Source organism: Dermatophilus congolensis (genome assembly GCF_900187045.1).
In the GTDB taxonomy this organism is placed as follows: domain Bacteria; phylum Actinomycetota; class Actinomycetes; order Actinomycetales; family Dermatophilaceae; genus Dermatophilus; species Dermatophilus congolensis.
Map to the genome: position 1 here is coordinate 1,092,323 of NZ_LT906453.1, position 16,659 is coordinate 1,108,981.

16 protein-coding genes are annotated in these 16,659 nt (G+C 60.2%); 6 read left to right on the plus strand and 10 right to left on the minus strand.

The annotated features are described in order from the left end of the window. Positions 1-42: 42 nt before the first annotated feature. Positions 43-1,344 carry a glycosyltransferase family 4 protein gene (locus tag CKV89_RS04670; protein WP_095068476.1) on the minus strand — a complete coding sequence of 434 codons (1,302 nt, stop codon included), beginning with the start codon at positions 1,342-1,344 and terminating at the stop codon, positions 43-45. A 17-nt stretch (positions 1,345-1,361) separates the two neighbouring features. After that, the gene (locus CKV89_RS04675) at positions 1,362-2,192 is read right to left on the minus strand and encodes a glycosyltransferase family 2 protein (RefSeq protein WP_034400933.1); all 831 of its coding nucleotides are present in this window, start codon (positions 2,190-2,192) and stop codon (positions 1,362-1,364) included. Between the two features lie 302 nt (positions 2,193-2,494). Between CKV89_RS04675 and CKV89_RS04680 the strand changes: the two genes are divergently transcribed. Then, positions 2,495-3,577 carry a hypothetical protein gene (locus CKV89_RS04680; protein ID WP_154657628.1) on the plus strand — a complete coding sequence of 361 codons (1,083 nt, stop codon included), beginning with the start codon at positions 2,495-2,497 and terminating at the stop codon, positions 3,575-3,577. 29 nt (positions 3,578-3,606) lie between these two features. Here the strand turns inward: CKV89_RS04680 and CKV89_RS04685 are convergent, their stop codons facing one another. The 3 genes from CKV89_RS04685 to CKV89_RS04695 form a co-directional block, all read right to left on the minus strand. Continuing rightward, positions 3,607-4,950, minus strand: coding sequence for an O-antigen ligase family protein (locus CKV89_RS04685; RefSeq protein ID WP_084440984.1), 1,344 nt, complete (start codon positions 4,948-4,950; stop codon positions 3,607-3,609). After that, a complete protein-coding gene (locus CKV89_RS04690) occupies positions 4,950-5,822 on the minus strand; it encodes a YveK family protein (protein WP_028327086.1) in 873 nt (290 codons plus the stop codon). The genes CKV89_RS04685 and CKV89_RS04690 overlap by 1 nt, the downstream gene beginning before the upstream one ends. Before the next feature lie 234 nt (positions 5,823-6,056). Continuing rightward, positions 6,057-7,034, minus strand: a complete 978-nt coding sequence (locus CKV89_RS04695; protein ID WP_084440983.1) for a glycosyltransferase family 2 protein — start codon at positions 7,032-7,034, stop codon at positions 6,057-6,059. Positions 7,035-7,337: 303 nt separating this feature from the next. Here CKV89_RS04695 and CKV89_RS04700 point away from each other — a divergent pair, with 303 nt between their 5' ends. Beyond that, positions 7,338-7,607, plus strand: coding sequence for a F0F1 ATP synthase subunit epsilon (locus CKV89_RS04700; RefSeq protein WP_028327085.1), 270 nt, complete (start codon positions 7,338-7,340; stop codon positions 7,605-7,607). Positions 7,608-7,644: 37 nt separating this feature from the next. Then, the gene (locus CKV89_RS04705; protein WP_028327084.1) at positions 7,645-8,097 is read left to right on the plus strand and encodes a DUF2550 family protein; all 453 of its coding nucleotides are present in this window, start codon (positions 7,645-7,647) and stop codon (positions 8,095-8,097) included. An 11-nt stretch (positions 8,098-8,108) separates the two neighbouring features. Here the strand turns inward: CKV89_RS04705 and CKV89_RS04710 are convergent, their stop codons facing one another. Genes CKV89_RS04710 through CKV89_RS11755 form a run of 4 tightly spaced genes read right to left on the minus strand, consistent with a single transcriptional unit; the run spans position 8,109 to position 13,445 of the window. Then, positions 8,109-8,747, minus strand: a complete 639-nt coding sequence (locus CKV89_RS04710) for a cob(I)yrinic acid a,c-diamide adenosyltransferase (protein WP_028327083.1) — start codon at positions 8,745-8,747, stop codon at positions 8,109-8,111. Positions 8,748-8,786: 39 nt separating this feature from the next. Beyond that, a complete protein-coding gene (locus tag CKV89_RS04715; RefSeq protein WP_028327082.1) occupies positions 8,787-10,331 on the minus strand; it encodes a gamma-glutamyltransferase in 1,545 nt (514 codons plus the stop codon). 18 nt (positions 10,332-10,349) lie between these two features. Next, positions 10,350-11,054: an endonuclease NucS gene (nucS, locus tag CKV89_RS04720; protein ID WP_028327081.1), complete on the minus strand. Its 705-nt coding sequence runs from the start codon at positions 11,052-11,054 to the stop codon at positions 10,350-10,352. Positions 11,055-11,063: 9 nt separating this feature from the next. Then, on the minus strand, positions 11,064-13,445 hold the full coding sequence (locus tag CKV89_RS11755; protein ID WP_028327080.1) for a hypothetical protein: 2,382 nt from the start codon (positions 13,443-13,445) through the stop codon (positions 11,064-11,066). 102 nt (positions 13,446-13,547) lie between these two features. Here CKV89_RS11755 and CKV89_RS04730 point away from each other — a divergent pair, with 102 nt between their 5' ends. Continuing rightward, a complete protein-coding gene (locus CKV89_RS04730) occupies positions 13,548-13,847 on the plus strand; it encodes a hypothetical protein (RefSeq protein WP_084441018.1) in 300 nt (99 codons plus the stop codon). Positions 13,848-13,948: 101 nt separating this feature from the next. Here CKV89_RS04730 and mce read toward each other — a convergent pair whose 3' ends face one another. Further along, positions 13,949-14,389, minus strand: a complete 441-nt coding sequence (gene mce, locus CKV89_RS04735) for a methylmalonyl-CoA epimerase (RefSeq protein ID WP_028327079.1) — start codon at positions 14,387-14,389, stop codon at positions 13,949-13,951. A gap of 152 nt (positions 14,390-14,541) precedes the next feature. Here mce and CKV89_RS04740 point away from each other — a divergent pair, with 152 nt between their 5' ends. After that, complete coding sequence (locus tag CKV89_RS04740) at positions 14,542-15,465, plus strand: co-chaperone YbbN (RefSeq protein ID WP_028327078.1); 924 nt, start codon at positions 14,542-14,544, stop codon at positions 15,463-15,465. Between the two features lie 182 nt (positions 15,466-15,647). Then, positions 15,648-16,658: a hypothetical protein gene (locus CKV89_RS11760; RefSeq protein WP_154657627.1), complete on the plus strand. Its 1,011-nt coding sequence runs from the start codon at positions 15,648-15,650 to the stop codon at positions 16,656-16,658. The last annotated feature ends 1 nt before the right edge of the window (position 16,659 follow it).

Genomic DNA, 16,659 nt, shown 5'->3' on the forward strand with positions numbered 1-16,659 from the left:
GCTGCGGTGATCCTTCAGTGACAGGGCATGCCAGGGGTGGGGTTACTTGCCAGCGTTGGGGCTGACGGTACGGAGAAAATCAGCCATGACAGGGGCTTGGGAGTCGATGGTGTAGCTGTCGAGAACGGCTTTGCGGCCGGCATGTCCTTGCGCCTGTCGACGGTCAGGATTGCGGGCCTGGTCTTCGATGGCGTTGGCGAGTAAATCGGCTCGCCCCGGGGTGAGAACATGCCCCATGACCTCGTCGTGGACGAGCTCGGGAATGCCGTTGATACGGCTGGTGATGACAGGCAATTCAGTGGCAAGAGCTTCCATGATTACCACGGGCAACCCCTCCATGTAGGAGGGCAAAGTGAAAACATCGGCCCAGTGATAGTGGGGAATCATGTCGTCTTGTCCGACCGCCCCAACAAATTCGACCATGTGATCTAGCCCGCGCTCGCGGGTGCTGCGTTCGAGTAGTTCGCGTGCGGGGCCGTCTCCGACGAAACGCACCTGCACGGCAGTTCCGCGCTCTTTGAGCAGCGTGAGTGCCTCGAGTAGGAGCGGTCCACCTTTTTCAGGGACGAGGCGCCCCACGAACAGGAGCCGTAAGGGCTGTCCCTCACGTCCAGCGCGGCCATCGGGAGGTGGCATATAGATGGTGGGGTCGATGGTCATGTGTGTGATGGCTAGTTTGTGCCAGTGAGCGGGGTCGACGTACCGCATCAGTTGGCTGCGGGTGAAGTCAGTGATGCAGCTGACGGCGTCGGCATCAACGATTTTGGCTGGCAGGTCGACTTTATCGACGCCTTCGAATTCAGTAGGGCCATGCATGGTCAGTGACCAACGCCAGTCAGAGGTGGGGCCGTCGATGAAACGGCCAATTGCCACGGCTAGGCGGGCGACATCGGCGGAAACGTTCGCGAAGTGGACGTGGACATGGCGTAGCCCCCGGGCGCGCATCTGGTCGTGGAGTTTGACCGCCTCAGCGAAGTAGAACCCTTGCCACAGGCGGGTTTTGGGGTGTGGTTCGCCGGTGGTGACTGCCCGCATCAGGGTGCGCACATACGCGTTGGGTTGGCAGGTGAGTAGTCGAGCATGCATGCGAGGAAAAGTTGCCGGTACCTCATCAATGAGAACAGTGGTTTCAGCAGCTTCCTGCCGCATCGCCGCGGAGATCAGCTCAGCATCAGGGCAGCGTCGCACCGAGAACGTGTCGATGCGTGCCCCCAAGGCGCGTAAACCAGCGATCTCACGTTCGATGAATGTGTGAGAAAGAGCGGGATACTTACTGACCAGGTACGCGACCTTAATGTCGCTGGCGTCATCAGGGATGGTCGGGGGAACCGAAGGGGTAGGCATACAAGACTCCTGGAAGGTCAGCGGGTGGATTCGTCGCGGTGCCACGCGGTGCTGCTGCGTCGAGCACGCAACCGCGCGGCGGTCACGACACTGGTGTAAATCGCGGCGCCAGGAGCCAAATGCGGGGCATGGCGGACGATGTCGCCCAGAGAACGGAATGTGGAGGTAGTGGTGGGGCTGTAGTCAGCTGCCGGGAGAGTATGGCTAGAAGCGGCTAACACTGCGTTACCTCGGGCTACGCGAGTGCGGACTCGGACAAGATCTTTAAGAGTTCGAGGAGTCTGCACTTCAAACCATCCCGCAGTGGTGATGCGTTCAGCAGGTGCGAAAAGACGCTGAATGAACAAATCGTCAGCTTGGAGTGCCGGGAATTCACGGAAACGACTGCGAGCTGAGCGGGAAAGACCATATACGCCCAAACCTACCAAGCCTTGAGTGACGTAAGGAGTGCGCTCGTACACCTCGTAATACTGTTTCACGGCCCAACTGGCCCCTGCAGAATTAAAACGAACTTGCGGGGCAGCGACCCGTGTGTGAGAAGTAGTGAGAGTTTCCACCATCGCTGCTAAAGCTCCCGGACCCAAAACAATGTCAGCGTCAAGGAAAATGCGCGGGAATGCTTGTGCGACACGATCACCCTCGTTAAGCGCGTTCGCTTTTCCTGGCATAGCGATATCGATCACGCGGACGTTGTCATAGCTGCGGGCAATCTCGGCGGTGTTATCGGTGCTGCCGTTGACAGCAACAACTATCTCGGCGTCTATCCCAGTGCTCACGAGCGCATCAAGACAACGGCCAATGACTTTGCCTTCGTTATAGGCGGGAATGACGATGCTTGCACTGCTCACAGAATCCACACTAGGGCGAACAAGAGCGAAAAACGCGCCCCTGCGACACGAGCCCAACTCGGGCGTTTTGCGGCCAGATTTGTCGGTACGGTGGGTGGGTGGCCTGACAGGCAACGGCGTTGCAAAAGATCAGTGCCAGGTGATTTCGCCTGTTGCTGTACGCGTTTACACAGGTGATCACGTGGCATTAGGGGTTTGCCGTCAGGAGCGGCATTGTTCTGTACGCGTCGCGAGGAGAACCAGTGGGCACAGGCGCAAAAAACAAGCCTTACCGCCGTATTTGGGCAACCCGGATAGGTGCAGTGAGTATCGCTGCAGCCGTATCCATGCTCGCTTCGTGCGGAATAGGGCACACGCCGAACCAGCCGTCTGCCTCACCAGATAGTGATGTGCAGCGAAAAACAGAGCATCCATCCCTGATCTTCGGGCAAGGAAACACCAACCCATACACAGTTGATATTTCCGGTGCAGCCACTGATCCCGACAGCCAGCACTTCATGAACAATATTCGTGGCCAATTCGCTGCGAACAAATCCCTCGTGCCGCTCAACACAGATCACTACAACTCGGCATTTGTTGTCGCTGATGCCCACGTGCCCCGCACAAACCTCACCTTCGACAACTGCCAAAAGAAACCAGGCACCCCGCCTGGCCTTTATGATGGCCCCGCTCACTTCACTAATGTGCCTATCCCTGCTGACGCCACTCCTGCTAAAGGTAACGACGGAGCCCTAGCCATCTGGTCACCGCAAACCGACCAAGTCTGGGAATTCTGGCAAGTGAAGAAAAAAGGTGAAGGATCTTGGTCTGCCTGTTGGGGAGGGCGCCTGGACCACGCCTCGGGCAGTAACGGAGTTTTCCCCGTTCCTTATGGCACTTCCGCATCTGGACTAGTCACCATCGGGTCGATGATTTCTTTAGCTGAAGCTCGCAACGGCAACATCCCCCATGCCATGAATCTCGGATTAACCAGCATCGCCACCCAACCCATCGTGGTCCCGGCCAACCGCACCGACGGCACTTCCACTGAACGTAGCGCTCCGCCCATGGGGTCCCGGCTACGCCTGGACCCTTCCCTGAATGTCGATGCCCTCAACCTCACACCCTTAGGGAAAACCGTCGCTAAAGCCGCACAAAAATACGGGTTCATCGTCACTGAATCTGCTGACGTGCCATCCATCGGAGTTGAAAGTGGCCTGCACGAAAAACAACGCACCGGCAAAGACCCCTGGGAAGCTATCCTCGGCGGCACTCCCAGCTACGAACAACTACGCAACTTTCCCTGGGAGCATGTTCATGTCATTCAACTCGGCTACGCCCCTGAAGGCGTACCTGGCGGGGAAGTAAACCCACACACCGGACAGGCAGCCACACCGGCTAAATAAGCCAGGAGATAAAGCCCCTACTGTTAATTTCACGCCACTACCGTCTTTGCTGAGACTGGCTCTTGCGGCAGAGCGAGCGCGAACCCCGCCGCAAACCACATAAGGAACGTCGGCAACGGGTACGGGTTAGGGCTGGTCATCGACACGGTAAACCACACCACAAACACTGACAGCGAAAACAACTGCCACGGAACCAGATCCACACGCACCCGCCGGAACAAAGCAGCCACAGGCCCCAATAGCAACGCCAGCACAAACAGCACTAAACCCGGCACACCCAATTCCGCGCCCCGAGACAACACCACGTTATGCACCTCGATGTGCGTATTTGCCAACGGAACCACATCCGCTTGGCGAGCCCAATCAGGCACCACCTGAATGAACTGCTGCCATCCCGCCCCCGTCAACGGCTCCGCCGCGATGATCTGCATCGCCGCATCATTGGTGGTCACCCGATCCCACAACGAACTCGACATTCCCGCACGCTGCGAGGCATCCGCAGCCAACTGTGGGAACAACCATGCCCCCACCAGCAGTGATCCCACCCCAGCAACAGCCGCTACCGGCAGCCACAAAAACCACCGCCACCGCGTCACCGCCACACACACCACCGCCAGCACCGTCCCAAGCCACACCGACCGCGTCATCGTCGCGATGAGCGCAGCCACAGCACACGGCGCCGTCACCAACGCCACTACACGCCACCGGCCACGCTCACGCCAGGCCGCGACAGTGGCAGCAAAAGCACAGATCGCTAATGTCATTCCGTTGGGCTCACCAAACAAGAAAGGCCCACCGGCCCGCGTAGCGTCCTCAGACATCGCCGCCATGGACGCTAACTGTTCCCGGTGTGCTGCGATGTAACGAGGGAAAAGCAAAAAGTTTGCGCCCAACGCTTCAGCGATCGTTGTCACCGTCAAATACACGCCCAACAACGTCAACATCCGTAAAAATAACGCCCGCCGTGCTGCCGTCCCCAAAAAATACGGCGCAAACGCGAATAGCAAAAACGGAATATAGACCCGGTCTAACAACGTGAAAAACGACTGCAAACTCACAGTCCACGGCATTGACAGATACGACCCTGTCGCAGCCGCCGCGAACGCCAGCATCGCTATATGCGCTGACCGCAACCGCCACCACCGAGCCCGACGGTCCATCAACGCCGCAACAAACGCTGCCGGCAACAGCACCCGATCCAGACCAATCGGTAACCCCATGTCATCGGCGTGGCCCGAAAACACATTCGCAGCCAACCCCGCAAATAACAGCCAGACCCCTATAGGAATGCTGCGCCAGCGTAATGACCGTGCCTGCGCCCTTGTAGCGTAAGCATGCCCCGACTCATCGGCTTGCACGGCAGCTATAGCCATCAGCGTCCGTCCACCCGCATATCGCCCTCACCAGTGCTACCTAAGTCATCTCCCTCATGGCGCCCACTACGACGACTGCGAACACCACGCAGATCACGCGCTGCCACCACCCCAAATGCCACGATCAGCCCCACACCAGCCCCCGCAGTCGTACCGAAAGCGACCTTCGAGCTGCTGTTAGTCCCCAACGAAGACGGTGCCGCAATCACCTGCAGCTGCGATACCGGAGATGGCTCAGCTACCCGCTGCCGGTACTTATCGCCCTGCGCGTTCTGGATCAACTGCGCCTCAGCCAGCACGGCCCGAGCCTGCGCCAACGCCTGCGCATTCTCCGCATTAGGTTTCTTACCGAATGTGCTCTCGGCCACCGATACCTGTGCCCATGCTTTGGACACCTGCGGAGCCAATTTCCGATACTCCTGCAATGCTGCCTGCGGCTTCTGTGTTGACATCGCCGCATCCACCGTCGACAACAACTTTTTCGCCACTGCTTCTGCGCCCTGCATCGCAGCCTTCTCATCTCGCGATGTCGCACTCACCCGGATCACCCCTGACTCAGGGATAGGAGTGGCAGTAATTTTCGACACGCCGGGCTGGGACCACGAGCCGTCCGAAGCGCCATTGGTGACAAACCGCGCATAGTTACTTGCCAAATCCCGAGCAGCCACCGGAAAACCAGCAATCGCATAAGCGTTATCGCTGCCTGCAGCAACAGCTAAACGAGTTTCCGCTGTGTATTCCCCAGGCATCACCGCCCCCACCGCTCCACCAGCCACCCCACCAACCAGTGTCGCAGCTACCAGCAGTTTCCAATGCCGCACAGCTGTCGCCAGTGGAGAGCCCGTGCCGTCCGAATCGAGTTGCTGTGCCATGAATCCTCCCCAGAGATGCTCGCCGGCCGTACCTACGCACACGAACTGACCACATCACCGCAGCGAATTCACGTGTGCCTTAAGGCACGTGATTGCAGCCGATCCTAACGGCCAAAGACGCCAATACGGCGGTATTAAAAACAGGTCGCTGCGCAAGTCAAAAACGCACCCCCTCATGACAAAAAGCCCATGGAAGAAAAGCTGCACACGACAACCTCAACCGAATGCGCAGCCTCACAACCGCGGATCCGCATCCCCCACCTCAACCTGACGACGACGCTGCAACCTGGCCAAAACCCCACGCAACGGCCCCCACCGCAATAACTCCGCCTTCAACCGCATCCTTCGATCCGAAGGCATCAACTGAGCCGCACGCACAAACGCCGCACGCGCCTGCCGCCCCCGCCCCTGCGCCAACGCAACCTCACCAGCACGCACATGCACACCCGCCACACCCCACGCCACCGACAACTCCAACAAACGCCGCTCCCTCACCGACAAACGCCCACCCTCACGCTCCAACACCCCCCGATGAATATCCCGCAACGCCTCATGCATCCGCCCCTCAGCCCGCGACGCCGAGACCTCCGTACGCCGATACATCGCCTGCGGCTCCAGACAAAACACCAATTCCCACCCAGCCAACACCGCACGCAACCACAACTCATAGTCCTCGCAATAAGCCAACCCCTCCGTAAACCCCCCAACCTCATCCACCAAACCCCGAGGAAACAACGTAAAAATCGACACAAAATTCTGCTGCAACAAAGAAAAACGCTGCTCAGCAGGCGCAACCGGACCCACCGGAAGCACCTTCCTGCCCGGAAAAACCCCCTCATTACTCAACACAAACGCCTCCGACGTCACAAACCGACGCCCACCACCAGCAGCCACCCACGCGTCATACATCCCCTGCACATACCCCGGAAACGCATAATCATCAGCATCCAACAACGCCACAAACTCACCTTGGGCCTGCGCAATACCCCGATTACGCGCCGCCGACACCCCACGATTCTCCGTGCGCACCAACCGCACCGCCGCCCCAAACCCCTCAACAATCCGAGCCCCACCATCAGTTGACCCATCATCGACAACAACGACCTCCACCCGCGGATACGTCTGCGTCAACGCACTCGATAACGTCCCCCCGATCGTCCTTTCCGAGTTAAACAACGGCACCACGATCGAAATCAACGGACACGAAGACAACGCAACTCCTCACATAACGCCGACAACCCTCTCGCCCACCCAGCCACCACCACAGGCAGCACAGCACGAGACCGACTCTCTCCCATCCGAGCACACCCCCACCCCACGACACGACCAGCCACGCCGCTACCGCACCGCCACCCACGCCACACCCCCACCCGCCCCCGGGGAAAACCACCCCAGTGGGCAATTCACTGACGTAGACTTCCCACAACTCACGCCCACCCCGACACGGCCCACCGCGCCGGGGAAAGCAGCCACCGTCCCGACGCCCAATCGCCGCCCCCACCCAGGAGGTCCTCCGTGTCTGCACTCAACGTCACCCTCGTCGCCGCCGACGGCAAGGTTTGGGACGGCGAAGCCACAAAGGTCACTGTTCCCGCCGACGAAGGCCCCATGGGAATCCTTCCCAGCCACGCCCCAGTTCTGGCTTCACTTGGCCACGGCGAAGTCCACATCACCGGAACTGACAAAACCTCTTTTACCGCTGACTGCGACGGCGGATTCGTCACCGTCGACGACAACATCGTCACCATCGCTGTAGACACCGCAACCATCACAACGCGTCGTTGATCGCCCCAGGCCCATCCTGCCGAGAAAGGTGCACGACATGGGTCTGAGCTTGATCGAGCTTCTGATCCTCGCGGTCTTCTTCCTCCCCTTTCTCTTTCTGATCGCGCTCCTGATCCGTCGTCACCTCATCTCTCGCCACTCAGGTATCAACATCGGAGCTATCCGGTTCGCCAACACTGGCCGATGGCAATCCGGGCTTCTCGCGCTGTCCGCACGCACCCTCGACTGGTACCCCCTTGTCGGGTTCACCACCACTCCTGCCCACCGCTGGCTTCGCCCGACAGTCGAACTCACCGAAGTTGAGGTGGCCCCCGCAGCGCCCCCTTGGCTTCTATCCAGCCAACCCGACCTTCGACTCGTCCGCTGCGCCGGAATGCCCATCGATGGGGATGACACCACCTTCGAGGTAATCATCCCCACAGAGTCCTACAAAGCACTGCGCTCCTGGGCAGAATCCTCTCCGCCCCTGGACCGGCGCGCAGAATACTGACGGTCCCTCCATCAGCGGCTTGGAGCCTGATCCCGGCCGCCACCAGGCCTCCACAACACATCGCCACCGTGATCGATGTTGGCAACCCGAGCTAGCACGAACAACAAATCGGACAGTCGATTCAGGTAGTGCGCCGTCAAGATGTTGACGCCACCAGGCACATGATCTTCCGCGTGCCGATCGGTCGAAGACGCCTGAGTTCCATACGTTTCAATCGCAGCCCACACAGACCGCTCTGCACGCCTGGTCACTGTTGTTGCCACATGCAGATAAGCCGCCCCCAGTGACCCGCCCGGCAAAATAAACGAACGAAGCTTCTCTGTTCTGGTCAAAAACCGGTCGCAGTCCGCTTCAAGCTCAGTGATCCATTCACTTTTCACCCGCAACGGTTCGAACTCGTACGCCGAGGCCAGAGGATTACACAGGTCTGCCCCCACGTCGAAGAGATCATTCTGCACCCGCAGCAACACCTCACGAACATCTTCATCAAGCTCACCGGAAGCGATAGCCACCCCGATCGCTGCATTCGCCTCATTGACATCGGCATAGGCAGCCAAGCGCACATCCGTTTTAGAAACACGAGAAAAATCGCCCAATGCAGTGGTGCCGTCGTCGCCGGTGCGGGTGTAAACACGCGTGATATTGACCATGGCAGGAGTCTTTCACTTCCGCTCCCAGACCGTTACCCCTCACAGGTGAACGGCAGTGGCTGCTTGCCTGCGCGGATCCCCAACAGCGTGAAGGATCCCGTCACAGTCACGAGCAGCTGCCCCTACACCACCGAAGTACATGGTTAATCCTTCAGAAAGGATCACGGGCAGCCCTGATGCTTGGGCTGCTTTTTCAGCGGCAGGATGCGCCTCCAGCCGAAGTACGATTCCTTCTGACTCTGCCGCGAGGTGGATACGCGGATGCACGATAGCTTCCTGTAAAGAAGCCTTATCGAAAGCCAGAGCGGCAAGTACCTGGAACAGCGCTGTCGTGATTCGGTCCGCTCCTGGAGAACCCACAGCAAGAACAGCTCCACCATCGGTGCGGGCTGTGGTGGGGGCCATGTTCGAGGCGATCCGGGTTCCCGGCGGCATGCTATGAAAACCACGTCGGTTCAGCTCAGCTTCTCCCAGAGCATTGTTGAACATGAGCCCGGTGCCTGGCGCGATGTACCCTGAGCAGTAACCGCACGAGGTGGTGATGGAACACGCCATGCCATCAGCATCGACGACCGAAACATGCACTGTGTCTGGTGATGATGACAACAGAGAAAGCCGCTGTGGACCCTCCGCATCGAGGAGCCGAATGAGTTCTGATCCGGCTTCAGCGAGGTCTTCGGCAAGGTCGATGACAGACCACCGGTATCCCAAAACCAGGCGCAAGGTTTCGATGATGTCTGCTGCGCTGATCCGATCGCCGGTGCAGCGGTGCTCTAGCGTGCGTAGACACGCCGCTAAGACCGGTCCACCAATCGATGGGGGAGGGTTAGTAGCGACGTCGTATTCGCCTATCCGGGCACGTAGGGCAGGACGTTCAACCACGCGGTAGGCCGCAAGGTCTTCCCGACTGATGAGCCCCTCGTTAGCTGCCATGTCTTCGGCGATGATGTGGGCGATCTCGCCGATATAGAGAGTGGACACACCATCGCGGGCGATGGTTTCGAAGCTACGTGCCAGGTCACTTGAGCGCATGATTTGCCCAGCGACTGGTCGGCTGCGGTCGGGGGCTTGACGAATGTAATCAACGCATTCAGCGTTCCAGCCAAAAAGATGATCCGCTGCGCGGTCGAGCCAGAACGCTGCGGACGCCCCAAGCGGGAAGCCATCTCTGGCGACGACGGCAGCGTTGTTGATCAGGGTGTGCCACGGTAACCGCGCCCACCTGCGGTGCGCATGGTCCAGACCGGCGAACAGCCCTGGTGTTCCTACGCTTGCGTGTCCGCCGTAGAGGGTGACAGGCCCGAAATAGTCAAAGTCGAAGCGCCGTAGACCGCGGCCGAGGCGGTCAGCAGTAATACCTCGACCGGGCATTTCGGTGTTGGCGTCGATGACGACAGGTTCGTGGCCGGGCTGCCATACGTTGATGAATCCGCCGCCCATGGGCCCGGTGATCCCGAATTCGGTGACAGTAGCCACGCAGACGGCGGCGATTGCTGCATCGACAGCATTGCCGCCATCTGCGGATACGGCTGTGGCGGCTTCGACCGCCGCTGGTGAAGGGGCAGCGATCGCGACGCCTGTCATGGCGGGGCCTTTCTGGGGCTAGAAAAGTCGGAAAGAAGAGTCGTCGATGCCGCGCAGCTGGTCGTAATCCAGGATGAGACAGCGGATTCCGCGGTCGGTGGCCAGTGTGCGTGCCTGAGGTTTGATTTCTTGTGCAGCGAAGACACCCAGTACAGGTCCAGCTGAGGTCAGGAGCGGATCTCGGTTGAGCAGTTCCAGGTAGCGGGTGAGTTGTTCCACGCCGTCAATTTCGCCGCGTCGTTTGATCTCTACAGCGACGGATTGTCCGTTGGCATCGCGAGCCATGATATCTACCGGGCCGATGGCGGTAGGGAATTCGCGACGAACAAGGGTGTGTCCCTCGCCGAGGAAGTGAATATTGGCAGCGAGGAGTTCTTGTAGGTGGGCTTCCACTCCATCTTTAACTAGGCCAGGGTCGACACCTAGTTCGATAGAGGTGTCGGAAAGGATCTCGGCGATTTTGATACGGAGGTAGTCGTCGGTCTTGTTGTGGTTCACCACCCAAATCCGGGTAATTCCTGCTTCGCGTTCGACCTGTTCGGGTTCTTTTTCGGTCAGTGTGCAGGGAGGCGACATCCAGTTGAGGGGTTTATAGGAGCCGCCGTCACTGTGGACGAGGACGGAGCCATCGGCTTTGACCATGAGAAGTCGTGGCGCGAGGGCAAGGTGGGCGTTGAGGCGGCCGACATAGTCGACGGCACAGTTCGCGATGACGAGGCGCACTCGGGCAGGCTACCGCTTTGAGGTGGGAGTGGGGCTGGATGTCGCGGCGGTGAGGCGTTCGACGGGGGTGGCTGCGTTGGTGAACACTTCGCTGAGTAGTTTTGCTCCCTTTTTGACGCGTTCGGTGTAGCGAGCAGCGGACCACGAGGGAATGGGCAGCGGGAAGGAAACGGGGCTGCCGGGGGTGCTCGATTCGATGGTGATGGTCATGGTTTTGACGGGCACTTGGTTTTCGTCCCGGTTGGTGGGGTTGAATGCCAGGCGTCGTGGTGCGTCGAGCATGTCGAGTAGGCCCCAGGGGAGGCGGTAGCGCAGGATGGCCGGGCCGTCGGAGGAGGGGCGGGCCATGTGCCAGGTAGCGCGGCTGTCGAAGTCGGGGTCCTTTGGGTTCCAAGAGCCCAGGATGAGGTCGCCGGCGTCGAGGAAGCGTAGCTTGGCGAGGCGTTCGCGGCGTTGTTGGTCGGTTTCGTCCTCGTTGTCGTTGTTTTTGTCCAGCGCGGCCAGTGATGCGGTGGATCGCAGGATGCGCTGCATGTTCCAGCCAATGTGGGCGCTGTTGGGGATGGCCAGTAGGGGCAATCCGTCGATCTGGAGGGGGTCGAGGACTTGGCGGATAAGCAGGTAGGTGGTGCTCATGGTGGGGACGGTGCGGATGGCTACGTCGTGGATGGGTTCTCCGCTTCCGCCGGGTAGACGTAGTCCACCGTTGGAGAGTAGGTCGAATCCGATTTCGACGGGTGAGGTGATGCGTCCTGCGAATTCGAGGGTGAAGTAGAGCCAGGAGGCGTCGTGGTCGACTAGGACGCGTTGTAGACCGGCTTTGGGGGCTTTGTGGACGACGCGTTCACCTGCGCGGCGAGGATCCAAAGCGACGATGCCCAGCCATTGGTCTGCGGTGAGGGGATCATGGTCAATGATCGGGCGTTCGGTGCGGTCGATGAAGGCAGCGCGGTTGGCGGTGTTCCAGGTTGCTGCTGACCAGTCGTCGTGCCAGTTGCTCATGATTGCGCCGCTGAGCGCGCCAGCGGCGAGCTGTTCGACGAGAGAACTGTCGATTTCGAATTTGTGTTTTTCGTTGTGGTAGCCCTGGCTTCGGCCTGCTGATCCGGGGAAGCCAGAGCCGATGCAGCTGCTGACACCGAGCCCGCCAAGGACGAGGGGGCCGTCGATGGATTTTTGGAGTTCGCGGATGTAGGCCAGGTAGGGGTCAGGGTCGGAGCCGTAGTTTTCGTTCGCGGCGATGAATTCGGGGCGGTAGGGCGGGGCGTCGTAGTAGGCGAAGGTACCGCCTGGCCAGTCGCTGGTGGCCGCGATGTGGTCTGGGCGTAGGTCGGTTCCGGTGGGGGCTGGCGGGTGGGTGGCGGTGCTGCTGGGGGTGGGGGAGCTGGTGGGGGTTGGGGTGGTGCTGGGGGTGGGTGTGGCGGTGAGTGAGCCGTTGGGGGCTACTGCAATGTTGGGGCGGCGCAGAGGGTCGCTTTCGGGGCGGCCGATGACGGCTAGGGGGATGGTGCGGTTGAGTTTGCTGAGGAGGGTGGCGATGTGTTCGAGGCGTTCGGCGGCCCAGTGTTCGGTGGTGGTGCTGTTTTTGCTGGAGGTGATGTAGGTGCCGGCGAAGGGTTTGGGCTTAGGGATGGAGCGGTCTGCTTGGGCGAGTTGGTCTGCGTTCCAGTGCAGGTCGAGCAGGATTGCTGCCAGCCACGAGGTGACGTCGGTGTCGTATTTTTCGTCTTTGCCAGCTAGAGCGTGGATGAGGTGTTGTGCGTGGTCGTCGAGTTTGCTGGTGGTGTTCTCGTCGAGGCTGGGGGTTTCTTCCTCAGCGTTGCTGGTGCTGTTGCGGGCGTCGTTATTGCGGCTGGTAGCTGGGGGCTCAGGAGAGCCGGGGACGACGAGGATTTCGTCGCTGTCGGTGCGGGAGAGCACCTGAATGAGATAGAGCGGAGATTGCGGGTTTTCGGTGTTGTGGCGCGCTAGCTCGGCGTAGGCGGCTGCGGGATGCAAGCGGCTGAAAACGACGAAGTGCAGGCCGAAGTTGTGCATCTGCTGGTACCAGCGGCGGTAGTGCGCTGCAGTACCGGTGAGGTATCCGGTGCGGCTGCCAGGAATATGGCCGGTGAGAGTGGCTCCGCCCCAGAAGAGGATGTCCCCGGAGGTGGTGTGCAGCCGCAGACGTTTATTGTCGACGTGGGCCAGCGCGTGGAGCTTGCCGAAGGTAACGGGGGCAGGTCCTGAATTGGGTGCGCCGGTAGTTGCTGGTGCACTGGGGGTGTTGCTGGTGGTGGTTGTAGTGGCAGGGGAGCTCTGCTGTGGGGTGGAACAGGCAGCGAGAGTGAGGACGCTAGCGCCGAGTGCGGATCCGCGGAGAATGTCACGTCGGGTCGGCTGGCTGCTCACAGGTGGGGTCCTCTCAGGGATGAAACGGTGGAGGGGGCGTTCTTGTCCAATGATCTCTTTAGGTCTTGGAAGAAGCTTGTGGCTCCCTGCGAGAATACCTGTATGCCTCGCCACAACCGTCGCCGTGATGATGTTCGTCCGATTGGTGTGGGGCGGGCGTTGGGTGGTTTTACCAAGAGTGAGCAGCACCCGGACGGGTTATGGAATGTTCGTTCCGTGGCGGCGTCGGGAAGAACGTATTTGTGTCCGGGGTGTCAGCAATGGTTTTCGGGCGTGCCGCACGTGGTGGCTTGGCCTGCTGATGATTTCGTCAGTTTCGGGGGAATCGAGGATCGGCGTCATTGGCACACCAGTTGCTGGCGGGCCCGCAACCGTCGGCGTCCTGGTGGCGCTGTGCGTTAAGTAGATCAACGCGCTGTGCCGCGAGGTGCTGGGCGTGCGTATACATCTGCGGTCGGCCCCGTGTAGAGGGGGCGACCGCAGAGAGTGACTGTGGGGTGCTTTCAGTGCGCGCCGGTAGCTGGTTCGACTAGCTCGACGAGGACACCTCCAGCGTCTTTGGGGTGGATGAAGTTGATACGGCTGCCAGCGGTACCGGTTTTGGGAGTGTCGTAGAGCAGGCGTAGCCCGCGCTCGCGCAGCGTGGCACACACGTCGTCGATGTTTTCAACGCGGTAGGCCATCTGTTGGATTCCGACACCGTTTTTCCCGATGAACTTGGCGATGGTGGAGTCTTCGTTCAGAGGGGCTAGGAGCTGGATGCAGGAGGTGGAGTCCCCGACGGCCATCATTGCTTCGGCGACGCCTTGCTCTTCGTTCTGTTCGCGGTGAACCATCTTCATCCCGTACTTGTCCTCGTAGAAGCGAATTGCTTCGTCGAGGTCACGCACAGCGATGCCCACGTGGTCGATATGGGTGAAAAGGCCGGATGTAGTTGCAGTCATGGGTCCACTGTAAAGACGAGGTGCCTCTTGCAAGGCGGGTCTCGTTAGTTAGCTGCGTGTGACTTTTCAATCATTATGTTTCGGGGATATCGGTGCGCCACAGTTGGTAACGAAGGTCGCATCAGAGGTGATCTGTAGGAGAGAATGTGTCCATGAGCACTCCTTCCTTCTCGTCCGGCGCTATGCGCGGCGCTGTTGATTTGTCGTCATTGGGGCAGGGGACGCCTGCGGCTTCTGCTGAGGCACCCACTGAAGGTGGCGCGGCCGCGTTGCGTGTGAACGGTACGGAAGCGACATTCCAGGAGCTTGTCCTGGGAACCCGTGATGTTGCGGCGTTGTTCGTCTTGTACTCGGCTTCTCGCCCAGAAACTGAACAGGCGGTGGAGCAGGCCGTCGCAGCGGCTTCCATAGTGCAGGGACGGCTGCGGGTGGTGGCCTTTGATGTTGACGCGTTCCCGGCAGTGGCGCAGGCATTCCAGGCTCAGCAGATCCCGATGACTTTCGGAGTGATCGCTGGGCAGCCGATTCCGTTGTTCCCTGGCGTGCAGCCTGCCCCGCAGCTCGCTCCGATGGTGAACGAATTGTTGACGGTTGCGGCTCAAAACGGAGTGACCGGCCGCATCGAAGCAACAGAAAGCACTGGCGCGGCCCCAGCCGAAGAGCTTCCGCCGCTGCACCAAGAAGCATTCGACGCGATCCAAGCAGGCGACTATGCCGCCGCTCGTGCTGCCTACGCCAAGGCACTGGAGCAGAACCCCAAAGATTCGGCAGCTACCGCAGGAATGGCCCAAGTAGGCCTGCTCGAACGCCTAGCCACAGTCGATGCTGCCGCGATGCGGGCAGCAGCCGCCGAAGATCCCAAGAATGTGCAGGCAGCGCTCGCGGTTGCTGATATTGATGTGGCTGGTGGCCATGTTGAGGACGCGTTCGCGCGGTTGATTGACCTGATTCGGGTCACGGTTGAGGACGAGCGCGATGCGGTGCGAGCGCGGTTGTTGGAGTTGTTTGAGGTTGTTGGTTCCCGTGACGAGCGGGTGTTGAAGGCACGGCGCGCGTTGATGGCTGCGCTGTTCTGATTGGCGAGAAGTACATCTGCCCTTGGCGGGTGCGTGCAGCTGAGTGTGGCTGGCGCGCCCGTCTTTTTGTATCTCAGTGCGTGTCTGAAGCGGGGGAGGAAGAGTTGGGTTTCTAGCATGGACAGTGGGGGCTGACTGGCATGTCGGTGCTGGTCGGAAGTGTTCTTTTGCTGAGGTGCCCCATGTCTGTAAGCCCGAATCGTGCTGTCCGTGTGGTCGTTGCGGTAACTACGCAGCGTTCCTCTGGACGGTTGCCGGTGTTGCTGCGTGGCTTGGCGGAGCAGATTCAGGCCTCGGCGCAGCCGGGACGGTTTGCGGTGTTGGTTGCAGATGAGTCGGCTGAGGTGGTGACGGCTCGAGTGACGAAGCAAGCCTTGGCTGGGGTGGCTGGCGGTGTGGTGGGGTTGCGGCATACAGCTCCGGCACGGGTGAGGAATGCCCAGGTGGGTACAGTGTTGCGACGGTTCCCTGCGGTGGAGTGGCTGATTTTTCTTAGTGATGATTGCCACGTGCGTGCCGGATGGTTGTCGGCGATGGATGCGGCGTTGGAATGCTCGGGTGATGTGGTGCGGGGGGCAGTGGTGAGCCAGTTGCCTGCGCGGGCGGCGCGGTGGGATCGGCTGGTGGTTGATGATGACATGCGGGGCAGGTGGACGTGGCCCTCGGGGATTGGCATGGGGTTGGTGAATGTAGCTGTTCGGGCAGATGTTTTTCGGGCTAAAAGTGGGCCCTGGTTTGATCCGCAGTGCGGTACAGCACGGGAAGTCGATGAGAGTTTTGTGTTGTCGTGTCGTCGGGCAGGGGCAACGGTAACAGCGGTTGCCGGGGCGACAATTGCCCGTCGGATTGTGGAGCCAGGAATAAATGTTTCGCGTGCGGTGCAGGGTGTGTTTACGCAGGCGCGTGGTCAGGGGCGGCTGGAATGTGCACAGGGTGGGGTGCTGCAGGGAAGTGGTGGGGTGGCTCGTTCGTGCGGGCATGTTGTTCGTGATTTAGCGGCAGCGGTGGTGCACCGGGATAGTGATGCTTTGGTGTTGGCTGCGTTGGCTTCGGTACGGGTAGTTGGTGGGGGAGTAGGGGTGGTTGAGGGGCTGCGGCAGTCGCACGCTCGGACTGTACCGGACAAGAGCAGCAGAGTCTCAGGTGAGTCGGTAGCTGGTGGTGCCTCGGTAGTGTCTTTGCCGTTGGGGTGAG

What these genes read in the sequence shown, in the direction of transcription:
- CKV89_RS11760 (WP_154657627.1), top strand. Translation starts at nt 15,648, where the DNA reads ATGTCTGTAAGCCCGAATCGTGCTGTCCGTGTGGTCGTTGCGGTAACT.
- CKV89_RS04710 (WP_028327083.1), bottom strand. Translation starts at nt 8,747, where the DNA reads ATGGTCAATATCACGCGTGTTTACACCCGCACCGGCGACGACGGCACC.
- CKV89_RS04685 (WP_084440984.1), bottom strand. Translation starts at nt 4,950, where the DNA reads ATGGCTATAGCTGCCGTGCAAGCCGATGAGTCGGGGCATGCTTACGCT.
- mce (WP_028327079.1), bottom strand. Translation starts at nt 14,389, where the DNA reads ATGACTGCAACTACATCCGGCCTTTTCACCCATATCGACCACGTGGGC.
- CKV89_RS04670 (WP_095068476.1), bottom strand. Translation starts at nt 1,344, where the DNA reads ATGCCTACCCCTTCGGTTCCCCCGACCATCCCTGATGACGCCAGCGAC.
- CKV89_RS04730 (WP_084441018.1), top strand. Translation starts at nt 13,548, where the DNA reads ATGCCTCGCCACAACCGTCGCCGTGATGATGTTCGTCCGATTGGTGTG.
- CKV89_RS04715 (WP_028327082.1), bottom strand. Translation starts at nt 10,331, where the DNA reads ATGACAGGCGTCGCGATCGCTGCCCCTTCACCAGCGGCGGTCGAAGCC.
- CKV89_RS04740 (WP_028327078.1), top strand. Translation starts at nt 14,542, where the DNA reads ATGAGCACTCCTTCCTTCTCGTCCGGCGCTATGCGCGGCGCTGTTGAT.
- CKV89_RS04705 (WP_028327084.1), top strand. Translation starts at nt 7,645, where the DNA reads ATGGGTCTGAGCTTGATCGAGCTTCTGATCCTCGCGGTCTTCTTCCTC.
- CKV89_RS04690 (WP_028327086.1), bottom strand. Translation starts at nt 5,822, where the DNA reads ATGGCACAGCAACTCGATTCGGACGGCACGGGCTCTCCACTGGCGACA.